Here is a 17,437-nt window from a genome sequence, read left to right as displayed (position 1 = left end):
CATCACCGCCCAGTCTTGCTGATCTTTTTGCCGGCCTGCGCAGCCACTTCCAGCGCCTGGCCGTCCCGCTGCTTGCCTTGGCGTGCCAGGCCCTCGAGCTGGGGTATCAGCATGCCTTCCGGCAAGTGCCTCCAGAACCGCCCCGGCATGTGCAGGCGCAGGGCATCAGGGTTGAGGCGGGCAGGGTTGAACGTATGGCGGTAATAGGTACGCCACAGCTCGGCCCCTGGGTCTTCGGCACTGCGCCCCCACTGCCGCCATTGCGCCGGGCAGCGCCGTTGATAGTCGAACCCGGCACCGTCGAAGCGAATGCCATCCTGAGGCGTAGCGATCAGCCAGCGCAACTTGCCCAGGCGGTCGGCGAAGTGCGCACTGGCGCTCTGCAGAACGTCATGTGCCGGCTCGTGGTAAGCCACCAGGTCCAGTTGCAATTGCCCAGCCACCACTTCGGGTAGCGGCACGAAGCGGACAAAGGCATGCAAATGATGGGCTTCGCGCGTTACCTGCTTGATGCGCCGTTGCAACTCACTGCCCAGGCGGTCCCCCGCCAGCATTGCGGTGCGGTCGCCGTGGGCGACACGCCACAGCACTTCGTACAGCAGGTTCCAGCGTTGCTCGCCACGGTAGCGAGAGGCCAGTTCCAACTGACCCAACAATTGGGCCGGGACTTTGGCCCGGAAGGGGCCAGGGCCGGTAGGCAGCGCTGCGGGTACAGCCAGCAAATCCGACATGGGGCCCTGGTTCCAGGTGATTTCCGAAGGGTCGATGCCATGCCCCAGTAACACCCGCGCCTGTTCACGCCATGTGGCGAACAGGTCGTCGCAGTCGAGCGCAATCACCCCCACAACCCCATTTGCACCGGTGCCTGCGGTTCGCGCAGGCGTGCACGCAGCAAGCCGCTGCGCAGTTCGGCCTGTGCCGGGCGGTAATCGCTGGTGACGATGAACGGGCGCGCCTTGTCCAGCACGCAGCGCAGCTGAATCAGGTCGTCATAGCGGATACGCCGTTCCCGGCGCAAGGCCACCAGGCGCTGCACGCTGCGCAGGCCTATGCCGGGGATGCGTGCCAGCAGTGCCGGCTCGGCGCGGTTCACGTCCAAGGGGAATACCTCGCGGTTGGCCAGCGCCCAAGCCAGCTTGGGGTCGATGTCCAGTGCCAGGTTACCGTGCTGGCCCAACAGTTCACCCGCCTTGTAGCCATAGCCCCGGAGCAGGAAGTCAGCCTGGTACAGGCGGTGCTCGCGCAACAGTGGGGGTGCGGCCAACGGCACGCTACCTGGGCTGTCGGGGATCGGGCTGAACGCGGAGTAGTACACCCGCTTGAGGCCGTAACCCTGGTAAAGCGATTCGGCATTGCGCAACAAGGTGCTGTCATCGGTGCTGTCGGCACCGACGATGACCTGGGTACTTTGCCCCGCCGGGGTAAAGCGCGGTGCCCTGGGCTCATTGGCTATGGCTAGCTGGCCCTGGTGAATGACGCCCATGGCCTGGCGAATGGTGTGTGCCTGCTTTTCGGGTGCCAGGCGCTTGAGGCTGTCGTCGGTCGGCAGCTCGATGTTGACGCTGAGCCGGTCGGCCAGGCGCCCGGCTTCTTCGATCAGCAGCGGGTCGGCGTCGGGGATGGTCTTCAGGTGGATGTAGCCGCGGAAGTTGTGTTCTTCGCGCAACAGCCGGGCCACGCGAATCAGCTGCTCCATGGTGTAGTCCGCCGAACGGATGATGCCAGAGCTGAGGAACAGGCCGCTGATGCAGTTGCGCCGATAGAAATCCAAGGTCAGGCGCACCACTTCTTCCGGGCTGAAACGTGCCCGAGGCACGTTGCTGGAGCGGCGGTTGACACAGTACTGGCAGTCGTACAGGCAAAAATTGGTCAGCAGCACCTTCAGCAGCGACACGCAGCGGCCGTCGGGCGTATAGCTGTGACAAATACCCATGCCGTTGGTAGCACCCAGGCCATCGCCACCGCGCGAATTGCGCTTGGGCGCGCCGCTGCTGGCGCAGGAAGCGTCGTACTTGGCAGCGTCGGCCAAAATACCGAGTTTGGCGATGAGTTGCATGGGGGCGTCTCGCTGTACTGAATATTCATACAGTATTTTGAGATCTTCCGGATTGCAAGAAGTTGTTCGCCATACCCGACTACTTTCGTCGGAAACATCCCTATTGCTGGGCCACGGCCCACAGCTGCTGGCGAAGCCAGCGCCGCAAGGGGTCGGCATGGGTACGCGCATGCCAGATCTGCATCACCTCCACGGGCGGCAGTTCCAGCGGTAGCGGGAACATGCGCAGGTCCTGGTCACGGTCGATAGCTTCGAGGGCCAGCGAGCGCAGGCAGGTCAGAAGCAGGTCGGTACCCCGCAGCAAGCGCATGGGTGCGATGAAGCTGGACAGGCCTGCCACCACCCGGCGTTGCTTGCCCTGGCTGTGCAGGGCGCGATCAACCAGCCCATCAAGGTCACCGGTCAGGGTGGTGAGCAGATGGTCGCTGGCCAGAAATGTGTCCAAGTCCAAGTCCGAGTCCAAGCCGCTGGCCAGGCCCGGATGGCTGCGCGAGGCAAGGACTACGAACTGCTCCCTGAGCAGCCGCTGCTGGTGGAAAGTATCGGGCAAGTCGGTGTAGAAGCCGGCGACAGCCAGGTCACAGGTGCCTTTTTCCAGCGCTTCTCGGGGTAGCATGCCGCGGGTGTTGTGTGTGATCAGCGTCAGGTTGGGCGCTTGGCTGCGCAGTATTGGTAACAGCCTGGGCAGCAGTGTCTGCTCCACATAATCGGTGCTGTACAGGTGTACGCGGGCAGGGCGGGAGAGAAAGTCTTGCCCCTCGCAGCGTTCATAGAAGCCTTCCAGGCCCGCTACCAGGCGTTCTACCTCCGGCGCCAGCTCATGGGCCCGTGGTGTGGGGGTAAGCCCCCTGGGCGCACGCACGAACAGGGGGTCGCCGAGCTGATCACGCAGTTTGCCGAGTTTGTGGCTGAGTGCGGGCTGGCTAAGCGCCATGCGTTGGGCGGCGAGTGTGGCGCTGCGCTCCTGGTAAAGCACATGGAACAGATAGAGCAGGTTCAAGTCCTTGTTGGCGATATTCATATTCCGAATGGCAGCCATGATCACTTTAGAATTATCGAATCATAGCCGCAGCGGTAGCATTCCCCCAGTGATGACTGACCCGGAGCTGCCAATTACACCCTGCGCTCCGCCACTTTGGTATTGCAGGCGCTTGCCTGATCAGGAGTTAACGCATGAAGAAGCCGACCACACTGGCGCTGGCAGTCACCGGCGCTTTGCTTGCCGGTGGTGCCCAATCGGCGCCCAAGGGCGAGGTACTGGTGCTGCTGTCCAGTGAACACCAGCTGCCGTTGCAGAACGGCGAACACTACGCCACCGGCTATTACCTCAATGAGTTCGGTGTGCCCGCCGACCAATTGCTCAAGGCTGACTACCGCCTGGTGCTGGTGACACCCAAGGGTAATGCCCCGCGTGTGGACCCACGCTCGGTCGACCCGCAGTATTTCGCCGGTGATGCCACAGAGATGCGCCGGATTGAAAAGGTGGTGCAGGGGCTGCCAGACATCGGCGATACCCTGTCGGTGAAAGAAGTGCTGGCTGGCGACCTCGACCGCTATGCCGGGCTGTTCATCCCCGGCGGCCACGCGCCTTTGATCGACTTGGCCAACAACCCGGATGTCGGCGCCTTGTTGCGGCATTTCCACCAGGCAGGCAAACCCACTGCGGCTATCTGCCACGGCCCAATCGCTTTGCTGTCGGCGCAGCAAGACCCGGTTGGCTACCAGGCCGCACTGGCGCGTGGCGAGCGGGCGGCAGCCAAAGACTGGGTGTACCAGGGCTACAAGATGACTATCTTCTCTGACCCGGAGGAGCAGGTGTTCGAGCGTTCGCTCAACGGCCAGCGCTTGTTGTTCTACCCGGCGAACGCGATGGCGATGGCCGGCGGCGACATGGGTTATGCCAAGCCCTGGCAACCGAATGTGGTGGTGGATCGCGAGTTGATTACCGGGCAGAACCCGTTCTCGGACAAGGCCCTGGCCAAGGCGTTGCTGAAAAAACTCGGTGAGCGCGCGAAGCTCACGGCCGAGGCCAACTGAAGCGTAAGCGGCCAGCCAAAGCAGAAGGGGCGCCACAGTGGCGCCCCTTCTTGTTGTGCGCCAGGCATGGCGCGTTGCGCGTAAGCGCAACCTGCTTGGCTGTGGTGGCCAAGCGGGTGACTTGGAGGTGAAAGTCCTCTACACACCCGGCAAGGGGAAGTGTTAGCCGGAGGCAAGGGTGTCGCGGGCGACTGCGAATCTGAAGGAAGCCCGAGGCAAAATGCTGGCCTGACGAACAGGAAGCGGATCAGGCGGCACAGCGGGGTTAGGCGGCAACAATCGCCAAAGCCCAATACTTGCACGGAACGCTGTGACGTAAATCCGACAGGCATAAGCAGGAAGGTCACGCGAATTACCCTGGGAGATCTGTACGTTTGCCATTGTGCTACCGCGCGTCGAAAGGCGACGGGATGAGCGTGCAGAAGTCAGCCGAAGCCGTAGTAAGTGGCGGATAACCGCGCCACCAAGGGCCGAACAGGTTATGCCGCTAGTAGGCGTCACTGTCTCGTTGGTAGCCGTAATGCAGAAATTTCCCACAGCGGAAACTGTCATCCCGAATCCCGGCCAGAAGCCGAGGGTGATGCCTGACAGTGCAAAGGTGCCGGCGGCGTCAGCGACGTGGACGAACGCGGAGCCGGACACGCTGATGGAGCGGGTGCTTGCACCGGCCAACCTCAGACGTGCGTATCAACGCGTGGTCAGCAACAAGGGAGCGCCGGGTGCCGATGGCATGACGGTCGCTGACTTGGCGGGCTACATGAAACAGTATTGGCCAACCCTCAAGGCCAGGCTACTGGCCGGTGAATACCATCCACAAGCAGTGCGAGCGGTTGAAATTCCCAAGCCGCAGGGCGGCACACGGCAACTGGGAATCCCCAGCGTCGTGGATCGCTTGATCCAGCAAGCCTTGCAGCAACAGCTCACGCTCATCTTCGACCCACTGTTCTCGGACTACAGTTATGGCTTCCGTCCGGGCAGAAGCACACATCAAGCTGTCGAGATGGCCCGTGCCCATGTGGCATCGGGACATCGGTGGTGCGTGGAAATCGATCTGGAAAAGTTCTTCGATCGAGTCAACCACGACATCCTCATGGCCTGTATCGAGTGCCGGGTCAAAGATAAGTGCGTACTTAGGCTTATCCGTCGCTACCTTGAAGCGGGAGTCATGTCAGGTGGTGTCGTTAGCCCACGGCAGGAAGGGACGCCGCAAGGCGGCCCGCTCTCGCCGCTGCTGTCGAATATCCTGCTCGATGAATTTGACCGCGAACTGGAGCGGCGGGGCCATCGCTTCGTGCGCTATGCCGATGACGCGAACATTTATGTGCGCAGTCCTCGGGCTGGCGAGCGAGTACTGGTCAGTGTCGAGCGCTTCCTGAACCAACGTTTGAAACTGACGGTGAATCAGAAGAAGAGTCGAGTCGCGAGAGCCTGGAAGTGTGACTACTTGGGCTATGGGATGAGCTGGCATCAGCAGCCAAGGCTGCGGGTGGCAACGATGAGCCTGGGTCGCCTGCGCGACCGGCTCGCAGAGCTGCTACGCGGTGCACGGGGTCGCAAGATGGCAAATACCATCGAGCGGATAAACCCTGTATTACGAGGCTGGGCGGGTTACTTCAAGCTCAGCCAGAGCAAACGGCCACTTGAGGAACTGGATGGCTGGCTCAGGCACAAACTCCGCTGTGCCATCTGGCGCCAATGGAAGCAGCCCTCTACGAGGGTGCGCAACCTGATGCGCCTGGGTCTAAGTGAAGAGCGTGCCTGCAAATCAGCCTCTAATGGTCGAGGCCCATGGTGGAACTCGGGAGCATCTCATATGAATCAGGCGCTGCCGAAGAAGCTATGGGATCGACTCGGACTGGTCTCGATACTGGATACGATCAACCGGCTTAGCCGCATAGCCTGAACCGCCGTGTACGGAACCGTACGCACGGTGGTGTGAGAGGACGGCGGGTGTGAACCCGCCTCCTACTCGATGTGCGCCAGGCATGGCGCGTTGCGCGTAAGCGCAACCTGCTTGGCTGTGGTGGCCAAGCGGGTGACTTGGAGGTGAAAGTCCTCTACACACCCGGCAAGGGGAAGTGTTAGCCGGAGGCAAGGGTGTCGCGGGCGACTGCGAATCTGAAGGAAGCCCGAGGCAAAATGCTGGCCTGACGAACAGGAAGCGGATCAGGCGGCACAGCGGGGTTAGGCGGCAACAATCGCCAAAGCCCAATACTTGCACGGAACGCTGTGACGTAAATCCGACAGGCATAAGCAGGAAGGTCACGCGAATTACCCTGGGAGATCTGTACGTTTGCCATTGTGCTACCGCGCGTCGAAAGGCGACGGGATGAGCGTGCAGAAGTCAGCCGAAGCCGTAGTAAGTGGCGGATAACCGCGCCACCAAGGGCCGAACAGGTTATGCCGCTAGTAGGCGTCACTGTCTCGTTGGTAGCCGTAATGCAGAAATTTCCCACAGCGGAAACTGTCATCCCGAATCCCGGCCAGAAGCCGAGGGTGATGCCTGACAGTGCAAAGGTGCCGGCGGCGTCAGCGACGTGGACGAACGCGGAGCCGGACACGCTGATGGAGCGGGTGCTTGCACCGGCCAACCTCAGACGTGCGTATCAACGCGTGGTCAGCAACAAGGGAGCGCCGGGTGCCGATGGCATGACGGTCGCTGACTTGGCGGGCTACATGAAACAGTATTGGCCAACCCTCAAGGCCAGGCTACTGGCCGGTGAATACCATCCACAAGCAGTGCGAGCGGTTGAAATTCCCAAGCCGCAGGGCGGCACACGGCAACTGGGAATCCCCAGCGTCGTGGATCGCTTGATCCAGCAAGCCTTGCAGCAACAGCTCACGCTCATCTTCGACCCACTGTTCTCGGACTACAGTTATGGCTTCCGTCCGGGCAGAAGCACACATCAAGCTGTCGAGATGGCCCGTGCCCATGTGGCATCGGGACATCGGTGGTGCGTGGAAATCGATCTGGAAAAGTTCTTCGATCGAGTCAACCACGACATCCTCATGGCCTGTATCGAGTGCCGGGTCAAAGATAAGTGCGTACTTAGGCTTATCCGTCGCTACCTTGAAGCGGGAGTCATGTCAGGTGGTGTCGTTAGCCCACGGCAGGAAGGGACGCCGCAAGGCGGCCCGCTCTCGCCGCTGCTGTCGAATATCCTGCTCGATGAATTTGACCGCGAACTGGAGCGGCGGGGCCATCGCTTCGTGCGCTATGCCGATGACGCGAACATTTATGTGCGCAGTCCTCGGGCTGGCGAGCGAGTACTGGTCAGTGTCGAGCGCTTCCTGAACCAACGTTTGAAACTGACGGTGAATCAGAAGAAGAGTCGAGTCGCGAGAGCCTGGAAGTGTGACTACTTGGGCTATGGGATGAGCTGGCATCAGCAGCCAAGGCTGCGGGTGGCAACGATGAGCCTGGGTCGCCTGCGCGACCGGCTCGCAGAGCTGCTACGCGGTGCACGGGGTCGCAAGATGGCAAATACCATCGAGCGGATAAACCCTGTATTACGAGGCTGGGCGGGTTACTTCAAGCTCAGCCAGAGCAAACGGCCACTTGAGGAACTGGATGGCTGGCTCAGGCACAAACTCCGCTGTGCCATCTGGCGCCAATGGAAGCAGCCCTCTACGAGGGTGCGCAACCTGATGCGCCTGGGTCTAAGTGAAGAGCGTGCCTGCAAATCAGCCTCTAATGGTCGAGGCCCATGGTGGAACTCGGGAGCATCTCATATGAATCAGGCGCTGCCGAAGAAGCTATGGGATCGACTCGGACTGGTCTCGATACTGGATACGATCAACCGGCTTAGCCGCATAGCCTGAACCGCCGTGTACGGAACCGTACGCACGGTGGTGTGAGAGGACGGCGGGTGTGAACCCGCCTCCTACTCGATTACCGCTTAGGCTTCAGCGTCCCAAGGACGATCACCTTTTTCATCCTTGACGCGGGTCGGCAGGCCCATCACGTCCAGCGCCTTGAGGAACGGCTCGGCTGGCAGCTCCTCGACGTTGACCATGCGTTTGGCATCCCACTCGCCACGGGCAACCAGCAGGGCGGCAGCCACTGGCGGTACGCCTGCGGTGTAGGAGATGCCCTGGCTGTCGGTTTCGGCGTAGGCCTCTTCGTGGTCGGCCACGTTGTAGATGAACACTTCGCGCGGTTGACCGTTCTTGGTGCCTTTGACCAGGTCGCCGATGCAGGTCTTGCCGGTGTAGCCCGGGGCCAGCGAGGCCGGGTCTGGCAGCACGGCCTTGACCACTTTCAGCGGCACCACTTCCAGGCCTTCGGCCGTTTTCACCGGCTGCTCGCTGAGCAGGCCAAGGTTTTTCAGCACCGTGAACACATTGATGTAGTGCTCGCCGAAGCTCATCCAGAAGCGCACATTCGGCACGTTGAGGTTCTTCGAAATCGAGTGAACTTCGTCATGGCCGGTAAGGTAGAGGTTTTGCGAGCCGACCACCGGCAGGTCGTCGGTACGCTTGACTTCGAACATGGTGTTGCTGGTCCACTGGCTGTTCTGCCAGCTCCACACTTGCCCGGTGAACTCGCGGAAGTTGATTTCCGGGTCGAAGTTGGTGGCGAAGTACTTGCCATGCGAACCGGCATTGACGTCGAGAATGTCGATCGAATCAATGCTGTCGAAATACTGTTGCTGCGCAAGTTTTGCGTAGCTGTTGACCACACCCGGGTCAAAGCCGACCCCGAGAATGGCGGTGATGTTCTTTTGTTGGCACTCTTCGAGGTGTTTCCACTCGTAGTTGCCGTACCACGGCGGGGTCTCGCAGATCTTGCCCGGCTCTTCGTGGATGGCGGTGTCCAGGTAGGCGACACCGGTATCGATGCAGGCACGCAGCACCGACATGTTGAGGAAGGCGGAACCGACGTTGATCACGATCTGCGACTCGGTCTCGCGGATCAGCGCCTTGGTCGCCTCGACATCGAGGGCGTTGAGCGAGAAGGCCTGGATGTCGGCGGGAACCTTGAGGCTACCCTTGGCCTTGACGCTGTCGATGATGGCCTGGCATTTGGAGATGTTCCGTGACGCGATAGCGATACGACCCAGTTCGTCGTTATGCTGCGCGCACTTGTGGGCCACCACCTTGGCGACACCTCCTGCACCAATGATAAGAACGTTCTTCTTCAATTTACCTGTTGCTCCTTACTTGGGAAGCCGGCCTTACGACAGGCTGGAAACGTAGTCTTCAAAACCGAACTCACGGACGACCTCGACGCTGCCGTCGAGTTGCTTGACCGCGATGGACGGCATTTTCAAACCGTTGAACCAGTTTTTCTTGACCATGGTGTAACCGGCCGTATCTACGAACGACAGGCGATCGCCAATGGCCAATGGGCGGTCGAACTGGTACTCACCGAAGATGTCACCGGCCAGGCACGATTTGCCGCAGACCATGTAGGTGTGCTCGCCGTCGTTGGGGGCCATCTTGGCGTTCAGGCGGTAGATCAGCAGGTCGAGCAGGTGCGCTTCGATCGAGCTGTCGACCACGGCCAGGTGCTTGCCGTTGTACAAGGTGTCGAGCACGGTCACTTCCAGCGAGGCACTGTTGGTGATGGCGGCTTCGCCAGGCTCCAGGTACACCTGCACCCCGTAGGTTTGCGCGAAGGCCTTGAGGCGCGCGCAGAAGGCGTCTACTGCGTAGTCTTCACCGGTGAAGTGGATGCCGCCGCCCAGGCTGACCCACTCGACCTGGTGCAGCAGGTGGCCGAAGCGCTCTTCGATGTGCGTGAGCATCTTGTCGAACAGGCCGAAGTCACCGTTCTCGCAGTTGTTGTGGAACATGAAGCCAGAGATCTGGCCGATCACCTGCTCGATCTTGGCCGGGTCCCATTCGCCCAGGCGGCTGAACGGCCGGGCCGGGTCGGCCAGCAAGTAGTCGGAGCTGCTGACCTGCGGGTTGACGCGCAGGCCGCGCACCTTGCCTTCGGACTGGTCGGCAAAGCGTTGCAGCTGGCCGATCGAGTTGAAGATGATCTTGTCGCAGTTCTCGAGCATTTCCTCGACCTCGTCGTCGGCCCAGGCCACGCTGTAGGCGTGGGTCTCGCCGGCAAACTTCTGGCGGCCGAGCTTGAGCTCGAACAGGGAAGACGAGGTGGTGCCGTCCATGTACTGCTGCATCAGGTCGAATACCGACCAGGTGGCAAAGCACTTGAGGGCGAGCAGTGCCTTGGCACCGGAGTGTTCGCGCACGTAGGCGATCTTCTCCATGTTGCTGAGCAGCTTGGTTTTATCGATGAGGTAGTACGGCGTCTTGATCATTTAAAGGCCCCCGGCCAGGCCGGCCAAAAAAAGGACACGCATTGTGCCTTCCCTTGCCGCAGATCGAAAGGGCGCAGGGCATTTTTCCTTTGCGTGGCTGCCACTGCCGGGCAGAGTCGCCGGCAGTGTCGGGTTCAGTGATACACGGCAAAGGAAACAGACAGATGACAGCCCGTATCAGTCGACCTGTCGCAACCACGCCTGTATCTGTTCCAAAGTGGCGGTAGCACCCCCGCATACCACCACCAGCACGTTCGGGTAACGCGCCATGGCGCTGGCGTCGTAGGCCAGCGCCAACGCGGCGCCACAGGCGGGCTCCACCAGTAGCCGATGGTCTTGCAGAAAGCGCTCGCAAGCCTGCAGCGCGGCACGGTCGCTGACCAGGTGGCTGTGTACCGGTTGCCGATGCGTACAGGCCAGCGCCTGTTCGGCCACCCGCTTGGCACCCAGCGAGCCGGCGATCGAGGCAATGCGCGGCAACGCCACGGTGTGCCCGGCTTGCATGGCCGCGTGCAGCGAGGCAGCGCCGGTCGTCTCCACGGCCAGCACCGGCACGTCCGCCCAGCCATTGCGTTGCAGCCCCTCGACCACGCCGCTGAGCAGCCCGCCACCCCCCACCGACAGCACCACCGCATCGGGCTTGAAGCCGGTTGCAACCACTTCGTCGACCAGGCTGGCATGCCCGGCCCACAGCAGCGGGTCGTCGAAGGGGTGAATGAAGGCATCGCCAGCGCCTACCAGGGTCAGTGCCAGTTCGTTGGCTTCCTGCCACGAGCTGCCGTGTACCAGTACCTTGGCATTTTCCAGGCGCAGCAGTTCCTTGGCCCGTTCGGTGGTGGTCTCGGGCACCACCACGGTCACCGGCACCCCCAGTTTGCGCCCGGCGTAGGCCACCGCCAGGCCGGCATTGCCCCCCGAGGACGACACCAGGTGCCTGGCACCCCGCGCGTAGTGAACCTCGCAGGCGTGGCCCACCCCGCGCAGCTTGAACGAGCCACAAGGCTGCAGGGCGTCAAGCTTGAGCCAGATGTTGCGCCCGGCAGCCAGCGACAGCGGGCGTGATTCGATCAGGGGCGTAGGGATGTGCAAGGTCATAGGCTGGCTCCGCGCAGTTGTTCGAGGTAGTTGTAGATGGTGTAGCGGGTCACGCCGAGTGCGCTGGCGGCCTTCTCGACGCCGCCCTTGACGATGAACAGGCCACGCTCCTGCATCACGCGCACAGCTTCGAGCTTGGCCTGCTTGTTCATTCGCCCTTGGCCGTTGCGCTGCAGTGCGCCCTGGATGATCTCGCTCATCAGCAGCGCCATGTCGGCAGGCTCGGTGGCGGTTGGCGTAGCGCCCAGGGGCTGGAAGTGCTGGAGGAACTGCATGGCCGCGTCCAGGCCGGTGACATCGGTGTTCACGCACAGGCTGGCAAACGGGTGGCCGCTGCTGTCGCGGAATATCGCGGTGGCGCTGCGCAGCGTGCGGCCCTTGAGGGTAGTGGGGTAGTCGGGCAGCACCACCGGCTCACAACCCTGCTGGTCGGCCGAGGCCTGCATCAGGGCCTTGAAACCCTGGTCCTGTTCCGGGGCGGCAAGGATCGGGCTGCCGATACTGCGACCGGAAAGGTGGCCATTGACGATAGCCACCACCGAGTGCTCGGGGTGGTCGAGGTCGTGCAGGAGGATTTCCATGTTGCGCGCGGCAACGCTGCCCAAGGCCTGGATGGCGGCCTTGAGCACGGTGAGGGTGAGCTGGCGCTCGGCAGTGGGTGTCATGGGCAACGAGCCGAAAAAATCAACGATTTGTGTATATTTACACGAATCGTTGATTTTAGCGACAGTTGCCTGAAGGTCGTTGCCGTGTGGGGCTCAACCCAGGGCGGGGGTGCGCGGCGGCACAATGCGGCGCGAACCGGTCGCTTCAAAGGCGGCCGCAAAGGTCAGCAGGGCATTGTCGCTGTAGGCCCGCCCGGCGAAGGTCAGGCCCACCGGCATGCCGATGTCGGCCATGACGCCCATCGGTACGGTCACGGTCGGTACGCCAAGGTGGCGGATCGCCAGGTTGCCATTGGCCACCCATACGCCGTTGCTCCAGGCGATGTCCGCCGATACCGGGTTGACGTCGGCATCGGCCGGGCCGACATCGGCCACGGTGGGGAACAGCACGGCGTCCAGGCCTTGGGCGTCCATCCAGTCTTCCAGGTCCAGCTTGCGGGTCCGCTCCAGGCCGCGCAGCCCATCGGGCAGGGTCTCGATCTGGTCCCAGGTTTTCAGGCCACGCTTGGCCATGTTGACGTATTCGTCCATGCCGGCTGCAAGGTCGTCTTCGCGGTTGGGCAGGGTGCCCGGGTCGTGCGGGAAAATCTGAGGCCCATCGACATCCGCCAGACGGTTGAGCTTGGGGTCGCCATTGGCGCGCAGGAAATCATCGAAGCCCCAGCCCGACAGCTCCCACAGCTCGTCGTGCAGGAATTCCTTGCTGACGATGCCGCGGTTGTACACCGTGGGTGCGCCGGGGCGGTCCCCTTCGCAGTTGGACACCAGCGGGAAATCGACGTCCACCACTTGCGCGCCGGCCGCTTCCAGGGCCTGACGGGCCTGTTGCCACAGGGCGATAACGCTGGCGCGGGTGTGGATGCGCTGGCCGGTAGGGCCCCCGATACCAGGCTTTTGCGAAGTGCCGGCTGCGTCGTCGGCATTGATGTACATGCGCGGCACGCCGAAGCGTTTGCCCTTGAGGGCGCCGGCATCGGCGGCCAGGTCCAGGTACGACGCTGGGCGCACCGCCGAGGCCGCGGGGATCGGCACCCAGGGCTGCAGGCGCCACAGGTCGCCACGCTTGTCGGGGTCATCGGCGACCACCACGTCGAGTACCTCCAGCAGGTCGGCCATGGTGCGCGCATAGGGCACCACCACATCCATGGTCGGGGTCAGCGGCCAGTTGCCGCGCACCGAAATCACCCCACGCGAGGGCGTGTAGGCGCACAGGCCATTGTTCGAGGCGGGGCCGCGGCCACTGGACCAGGTTTCTTCGGCCAGGCCGAAGGCGCTGAAACTGGCGGCGGTAGCCGTGCCGGCGCCGTTGGACGAGCCCGAGGCGAACGGCGCGGTCAGGTAATGGGCGTTGTACGGGCTTTCGGCGCGGCCATACACACCGCGCTGCATGCCCCCGTTGGCCATGGGCGGCATGTTGGTCTTGCCCAGGCATATGGCCCCGGCGGCGCGCAGGCGCTCGATGGTGAAAGCGTCGCGCTGGGCCACCAGGTCTTTGAAGGCCGGGCTGCCCGATGCCGCAGTCAGGCCTTTGACCAGGTAGCTGTCCTTGGCAGTGTAGGGAATGCCGTCCAGCGGGCTCAGCAGCTGGCCTTTGGCGCGGCGGGCATCGGAGGCCTCGGCTTCTTGCAGCGCCTGCGGGTTGCGCACCACTACGGCGTTCAGGGCGGTGGCCGTGTCGGCGCCGTCGTAGGCATCAATGCGGGCCAGGTAGGCCTTGACCAGCTCGACCGCCGTCGTGCGGCCCGATTCGAGCGCGTCGCGCAGCTCGGCAATGGAAACCTCGGTTACCTCGATCATGCGTTCACCAAACAATGTACAGGTGGGGGCTATTGCGGGGAGTGTACAAGAAGGGCTACGCGGACGCAGGTTTGCGCAGGGGCAAACGGTTTTGTGCAGGTGGGCATTGTCATGCCCGAGTACGCGGCAGGCATTGGCAGCGGCGGCCCTGTGTCACCACAGGGCCACCTTCGGCGCGCGTTGTATCAGTTGTCCAGATCCGCAGCCGAATGCCGTTCAGGCACCTGGCTGGCTTCGTCGCCCCAGGTGCGGTTCACCCGGGTGCCGCGTTGCACTGCCTTGCGCTGGGCAATCTCTTGGGCCCAGCGCTGTACGTTCGGGTACTCGTGCACCGCCAGGAACTCTGCTGCGCCGTACAGGTTGCCCAGTACCAACTGGCCGTACCAGGGCCATACGGCAATATCGGCGATGCTGTATGCCTCACCGCCCAGGTAGCGGCTTTCGGCCAGGCGCCGGTCTAGCACATCGAGCTGACGCTTGGCTTCCATGGTGAAGCGGTTGATGGCGTACTCGAACTTCTCCGGCGCGTACACATAGAAATGACCGAAGCCGCCACCCAGGTAGGGCGCCGCTCCCATCTGCCAGAACAGCCAGTTCAGGCACTCGGTGCGGGCAGCAGGCGCTGTCGGCAGCAGGGCGCCGAACTTTTCTGCCAGGTACAACAGGATCGAGCCGGACTCGAAGACTCGCACCGGTGGTTCCTGGCTGCAGTCGAGCAGTGCGGGGATCTTGGAGTTGGGGTTGACCTTGACGAAGCCGCTGGAAAACTGGTCGCCTTCGCCGATGCGGATCAGCCAGGCATCGTATTCCGCGCCAGCGTGGCCGAGTTCAAGCAGCTCTTCCAGGGCAATGGTGACCTTCACGCCGTTGGGTGTGGCCAGCGAATACAGCTGCAGCGGTTGCTTGCCCTTGGGCAGGTCCTTGTCGTGGGTAGGGCCGGCGACAGGGCGGTTGATGCTGGCGAACTGGCCCCCGGATGCAGCGTCAGGGCGCCAGACCTTGGGTGGCACGTAGGTAGGTTTGCTCATGCATGAAACTCCTTCAAGGGCGCTGAAGCGGTCAGATAAAACCGTTGACCGTCATCTATGCCACGGGCTCGCCGCCAGGTGCAAATGCAGGGTGCGCGTGCAGGCCTGGCATAACGCTGGTTTCATCCAGTTTTCATGCGGCGCCTGCGGGGCCAGGCCTATGCTGGGTTATCGCATTGCCACGCAAGGAGCCGCTGGCTGATGAATCTCCCCCGTTGCGTGTTGGCGCTGGCGCTGTGCGCCTGCCTGCTGGCCCATGCCGAGGCTGCGCAATGGGCAGCAGGGCTGCATCACATGACCCTGACCGACCCGGTCGATAACCGGCCCATGCAGGCGCTGGCGTTCTACCCAGCGCTGGGCCCGGCCCGCAGTAGCCGTATCGATGGCTACCCGCTCGACGTGGCCGAAGAGGCCCCCATCGCCATGGGGCGCTTCCCGCTGTTGGTGCTGTCGCACGGCAATACCGGCAGCCCGCTGGCGTTGCATTATCTGGCTACGGCGTTGGCGCGCGCAGGGTTCGTGGTGGTGGCGGTGGTCCACCCCGGGGACAACACCCGCGACCACAGCCGCCTGGGCACCCTGAGCAATCTGTATGGCCGGCCGTTGCAGCTCAGCGCCGCGATCACTGCGGCCCGCGCAGACGGCGTGGTGGGCCCGTACCTGACGGACGGCAAGGTGGGTGTGATCGGCTACTCGGCGGGTGGTGAAACGGCGTTGATCTTGTCTGGCGCGCATCCGGACCTGGAGCGCTTGCGCCAGTACTGCTTGGAACGCCCGAACGACGCCGACGCCTGCAAGACCCACGGCATATTGATAGCCGACCGCAGTGAGCTTGGCCCCAAGGCCGACCCGCGTGTCGGCGCGGTGATGTTGATGGCGCCGCTCAGCCTGCTGTTCGGGCGGCATGCCCTGGCCGGGGTGCAGGTGCCGGCATTGATCTACAGCGGCGACAGCGACCAGTTGGTGGCCGTGGACCGCAACGCCGCAGCGCTGGCCCGCAAGCTGCCAGTCACACCGGATTACCGGCTGTTGGCCGGTGCCGGGCATTTTGTGTTCATGGCCCGTTGCGATGCCGAGCAATACCAGCGCATGCCGGTGCTGTGCAAGGATGCCGAAGGCGTTGACCGTCGGCATATCCACCACTCACTGCAACGTGAAACCGCAGCGTTCTTCAGCGAGGCGCTGGGGGCGCCGCAATTGGCCGAGCGCTCAGCGGCCACGGCCACGCCGCGCCAGTAGCAGCGTCAGCCCAACGCCGGCCAATGCCAGCAGGGCGGCCACGCAGAAGATCGAGGCATAGCCCAGGTGCGCGGCAACCGCCCCCATTACCGGCCCGGCGAGGGCCAGGGCCATGTCGAAGAACACCGCGTAGGCGCTCAGCCCGGCACCCCGGCTGCTGCTGGGTACCTGCCTGATGGCTTCGACCCCCAGTGCCGGGTACACCAGCGACAGCCCAAAGCCGGTCAGCCCGGCACCCAGCAACGCCCACGGTGGTGAGGGCGCCAGCCACAGCAGGCCAAGGCCGAGCACTTCGGTGGCCATGCAGGCGACCGCGACGTTGTAGCCACCAAAGCGGTTGACCGCTTTGACGAACAGCAGCCGGGAGATGATGAAGCACACGCCAAACGCGCTCAGGCACCAGGCTGCTCCGGCCCAGCCACGCTCAAGGTAATACAGGGTGACAAAGGTGGTCAGGGTGCCGTACCCGATGGAAGCCAGGGTCAGGCCAACACCACACGGCGCCACCCGGCCGAACGCCGACCAGAAGGGCAGGCGCTCGCCGCGCGTCACCGCCACGTCGGGGCGTTTGCGCAGCACCAGCAGGGCAATGGCTGCCAACCCCAGCAGCGCCGGGCCCAGCACGCTGAAGCCCAGCCCGTCCACGGCCAGCACACCCACCGGCGCGCCGATGGCGATGGCACCGTAAGAGGCGATGCCGTTCCATGAAATGACCCGGGCGGTGTGTTCAGGGCCGACCTGGCTGATTCCCCAGCTCAGGGTCGCCACGCCGATCAAACCTTGGGCTATGCCCAGCAGCAGGCGCCCGGCAAGCAGTAGGCCCAGGCTGAGGATTGGCAGGTTCAGCGCCCAGGCGGACAGCAGGGTCAGCACACCGCAGCCGGCGATACCCAGCAGGCCATAGCGTATTGCCCGCTTGCCGCCCAGGGTATCGGCCACCCTGCCGGCTAATGGCCGGCTGAGCAGGGTGGCCAGGTATTGCAAGGCGATGGTCACGCCCGCTATCACGGCGCCGAAGCCCAGCTGATCGTGCACATGGCTGGGCAGTACCGCAATCGGCAGGCCGATGCAGAGGAAGGCAATGAAGGTGTAGAAGACGATCGACAGGATTTGCAGGGTTATGTGCAAGCTATCGCTGGGGGGAGCAGGTTGTTGCGCGGTCATGGGCTCGTTCGCGGGCGGGCGGTTGGGCGTGAACCCATCATGGCCGTTGCGCGAAGGAAATGAAAGCAGGCTAACGAATTT

General features: G+C 63.1%; 14 protein-coding genes. 4 read left to right on the top strand and 10 right to left on the bottom strand.

The window, feature by feature from the left end:
- Positions 1-2 precede the first annotated feature (2 nt).
- The 3 genes from L1P09_RS14190 to L1P09_RS14180 all read right to left on the bottom strand — a co-directional run bounded on the left by L1P09_RS14190 (position 3) and on the right by L1P09_RS14180 (position 3,077).
- Positions 3-845 carry a TIGR03915 family putative DNA repair protein gene (locus tag L1P09_RS14190; protein WP_235767765.1) on the bottom strand — a complete coding sequence of 281 codons (843 nt, stop codon included), beginning with the start codon at positions 843-845 and terminating at the stop codon, positions 3-5.
- Positions 836-2,056 carry a putative DNA modification/repair radical SAM protein gene (locus tag L1P09_RS14185; RefSeq protein WP_054903971.1) on the bottom strand — a complete coding sequence of 407 codons (1,221 nt, stop codon included), beginning with the start codon at positions 2,054-2,056 and terminating at the stop codon, positions 836-838. Before L1P09_RS14185 ends, L1P09_RS14190 begins: the two co-directional genes overlap by 10 nt.
- Positions 2,057-2,156: 100 nt before the next feature.
- Positions 2,157-3,077 carry a LysR family transcriptional regulator gene (locus tag L1P09_RS14180; protein WP_054903972.1) on the bottom strand — a complete coding sequence of 307 codons (921 nt, stop codon included), beginning with the start codon at positions 3,075-3,077 and terminating at the stop codon, positions 2,157-2,159.
- Between the two features lie 152 nt (positions 3,078-3,229).
- Here L1P09_RS14180 and L1P09_RS14175 point away from each other — a divergent pair, with 152 nt between their 5' ends.
- From L1P09_RS14175 to ltrA (L1P09_RS14165), 3 genes are all read left to right on the top strand, one after another.
- A complete protein-coding gene (locus L1P09_RS14175) occupies positions 3,230-4,093 on the top strand; it encodes a type 1 glutamine amidotransferase domain-containing protein (RefSeq protein WP_054903973.1) in 864 nt (287 codons plus the stop codon).
- A gap of 481 nt (positions 4,094-4,574) precedes the next feature.
- Positions 4,575-5,996, top strand: coding sequence for a group II intron reverse transcriptase/maturase (ltrA, locus tag L1P09_RS14170; protein WP_222186725.1), 1,422 nt, complete (start codon positions 4,575-4,577; stop codon positions 5,994-5,996).
- Between the two features lie 497 nt (positions 5,997-6,493).
- Positions 6,494-7,915 carry a group II intron reverse transcriptase/maturase gene (ltrA, locus tag L1P09_RS14165; RefSeq protein ID WP_222186725.1) on the top strand — a complete coding sequence of 474 codons (1,422 nt, stop codon included), beginning with the start codon at positions 6,494-6,496 and terminating at the stop codon, positions 7,913-7,915.
- Positions 7,916-7,992: 77 nt separating this feature from the next.
- Here the strand turns inward: ltrA (L1P09_RS14165) and L1P09_RS14160 are convergent, their stop codons facing one another.
- From L1P09_RS14160 to yghU, 6 genes are all read right to left on the bottom strand, one after another.
- The gene (locus L1P09_RS14160) at positions 7,993-9,237 is read right to left on the bottom strand and encodes a saccharopine dehydrogenase family protein (protein WP_054903974.1); all 1,245 of its coding nucleotides are present in this window, start codon (positions 9,235-9,237) and stop codon (positions 7,993-7,995) included.
- Between the two features lie 33 nt (positions 9,238-9,270).
- Positions 9,271-10,368, bottom strand: a complete 1,098-nt coding sequence (locus tag L1P09_RS14155; protein ID WP_009686603.1) for a carboxynorspermidine decarboxylase — start codon at positions 10,366-10,368, stop codon at positions 9,271-9,273.
- Positions 10,369-10,545: 177 nt separating this feature from the next.
- Entirely contained in the window at positions 10,546-11,463 is a 918-nt protein-coding gene (locus L1P09_RS14150; protein ID WP_232892126.1) for a pyridoxal-phosphate dependent enzyme, read from the bottom strand.
- Complete coding sequence (locus L1P09_RS14145; protein ID WP_050492191.1) at positions 11,460-12,128, bottom strand: helix-turn-helix transcriptional regulator; 669 nt, start codon at positions 12,126-12,128, stop codon at positions 11,460-11,462. The genes L1P09_RS14150 and L1P09_RS14145 overlap by 4 nt, the downstream gene beginning before the upstream one ends.
- 93 nt (positions 12,129-12,221) lie before the next feature.
- Positions 12,222-13,925, bottom strand: coding sequence for an amidase (locus L1P09_RS14140; protein ID WP_047149638.1), 1,704 nt, complete (start codon positions 13,923-13,925; stop codon positions 12,222-12,224).
- 185 nt (positions 13,926-14,110) lie between these two features.
- Positions 14,111-14,953: a glutathione-dependent disulfide-bond oxidoreductase gene (yghU, locus tag L1P09_RS14135; RefSeq protein WP_235767764.1), complete on the bottom strand. Its 843-nt coding sequence runs from the start codon at positions 14,951-14,953 to the stop codon at positions 14,111-14,113.
- A gap of 201 nt (positions 14,954-15,154) precedes the next feature.
- Here yghU and L1P09_RS14130 point away from each other — a divergent pair, with 201 nt between their 5' ends.
- Positions 15,155-16,192, top strand: a complete 1,038-nt coding sequence (locus L1P09_RS14130; protein WP_054903977.1) for an alpha/beta hydrolase family protein — start codon at positions 15,155-15,157, stop codon at positions 16,190-16,192.
- On the opposite strand, the gene L1P09_RS14125 is transcribed toward L1P09_RS14130, so the two are convergent.
- Positions 16,163-17,356, bottom strand: a complete 1,194-nt coding sequence (locus L1P09_RS14125) for an MFS transporter (protein ID WP_235767763.1) — start codon at positions 17,354-17,356, stop codon at positions 16,163-16,165. The genes L1P09_RS14130 and L1P09_RS14125 overlap by 30 nt on opposite strands.
- Between the last annotated feature and the right edge of the window lie 81 nt (positions 17,357-17,437).

Source organism: Pseudomonas juntendi, from assembly GCF_021560075.1.
Lineage (GTDB): Bacteria > Pseudomonadota > Gammaproteobacteria > Pseudomonadales > Pseudomonadaceae > Aquipseudomonas > Aquipseudomonas juntendi.
Note: the sequence above shows the minus strand (reverse complement) of the source record. Positions and strands in the feature narration are given on the sequence as shown.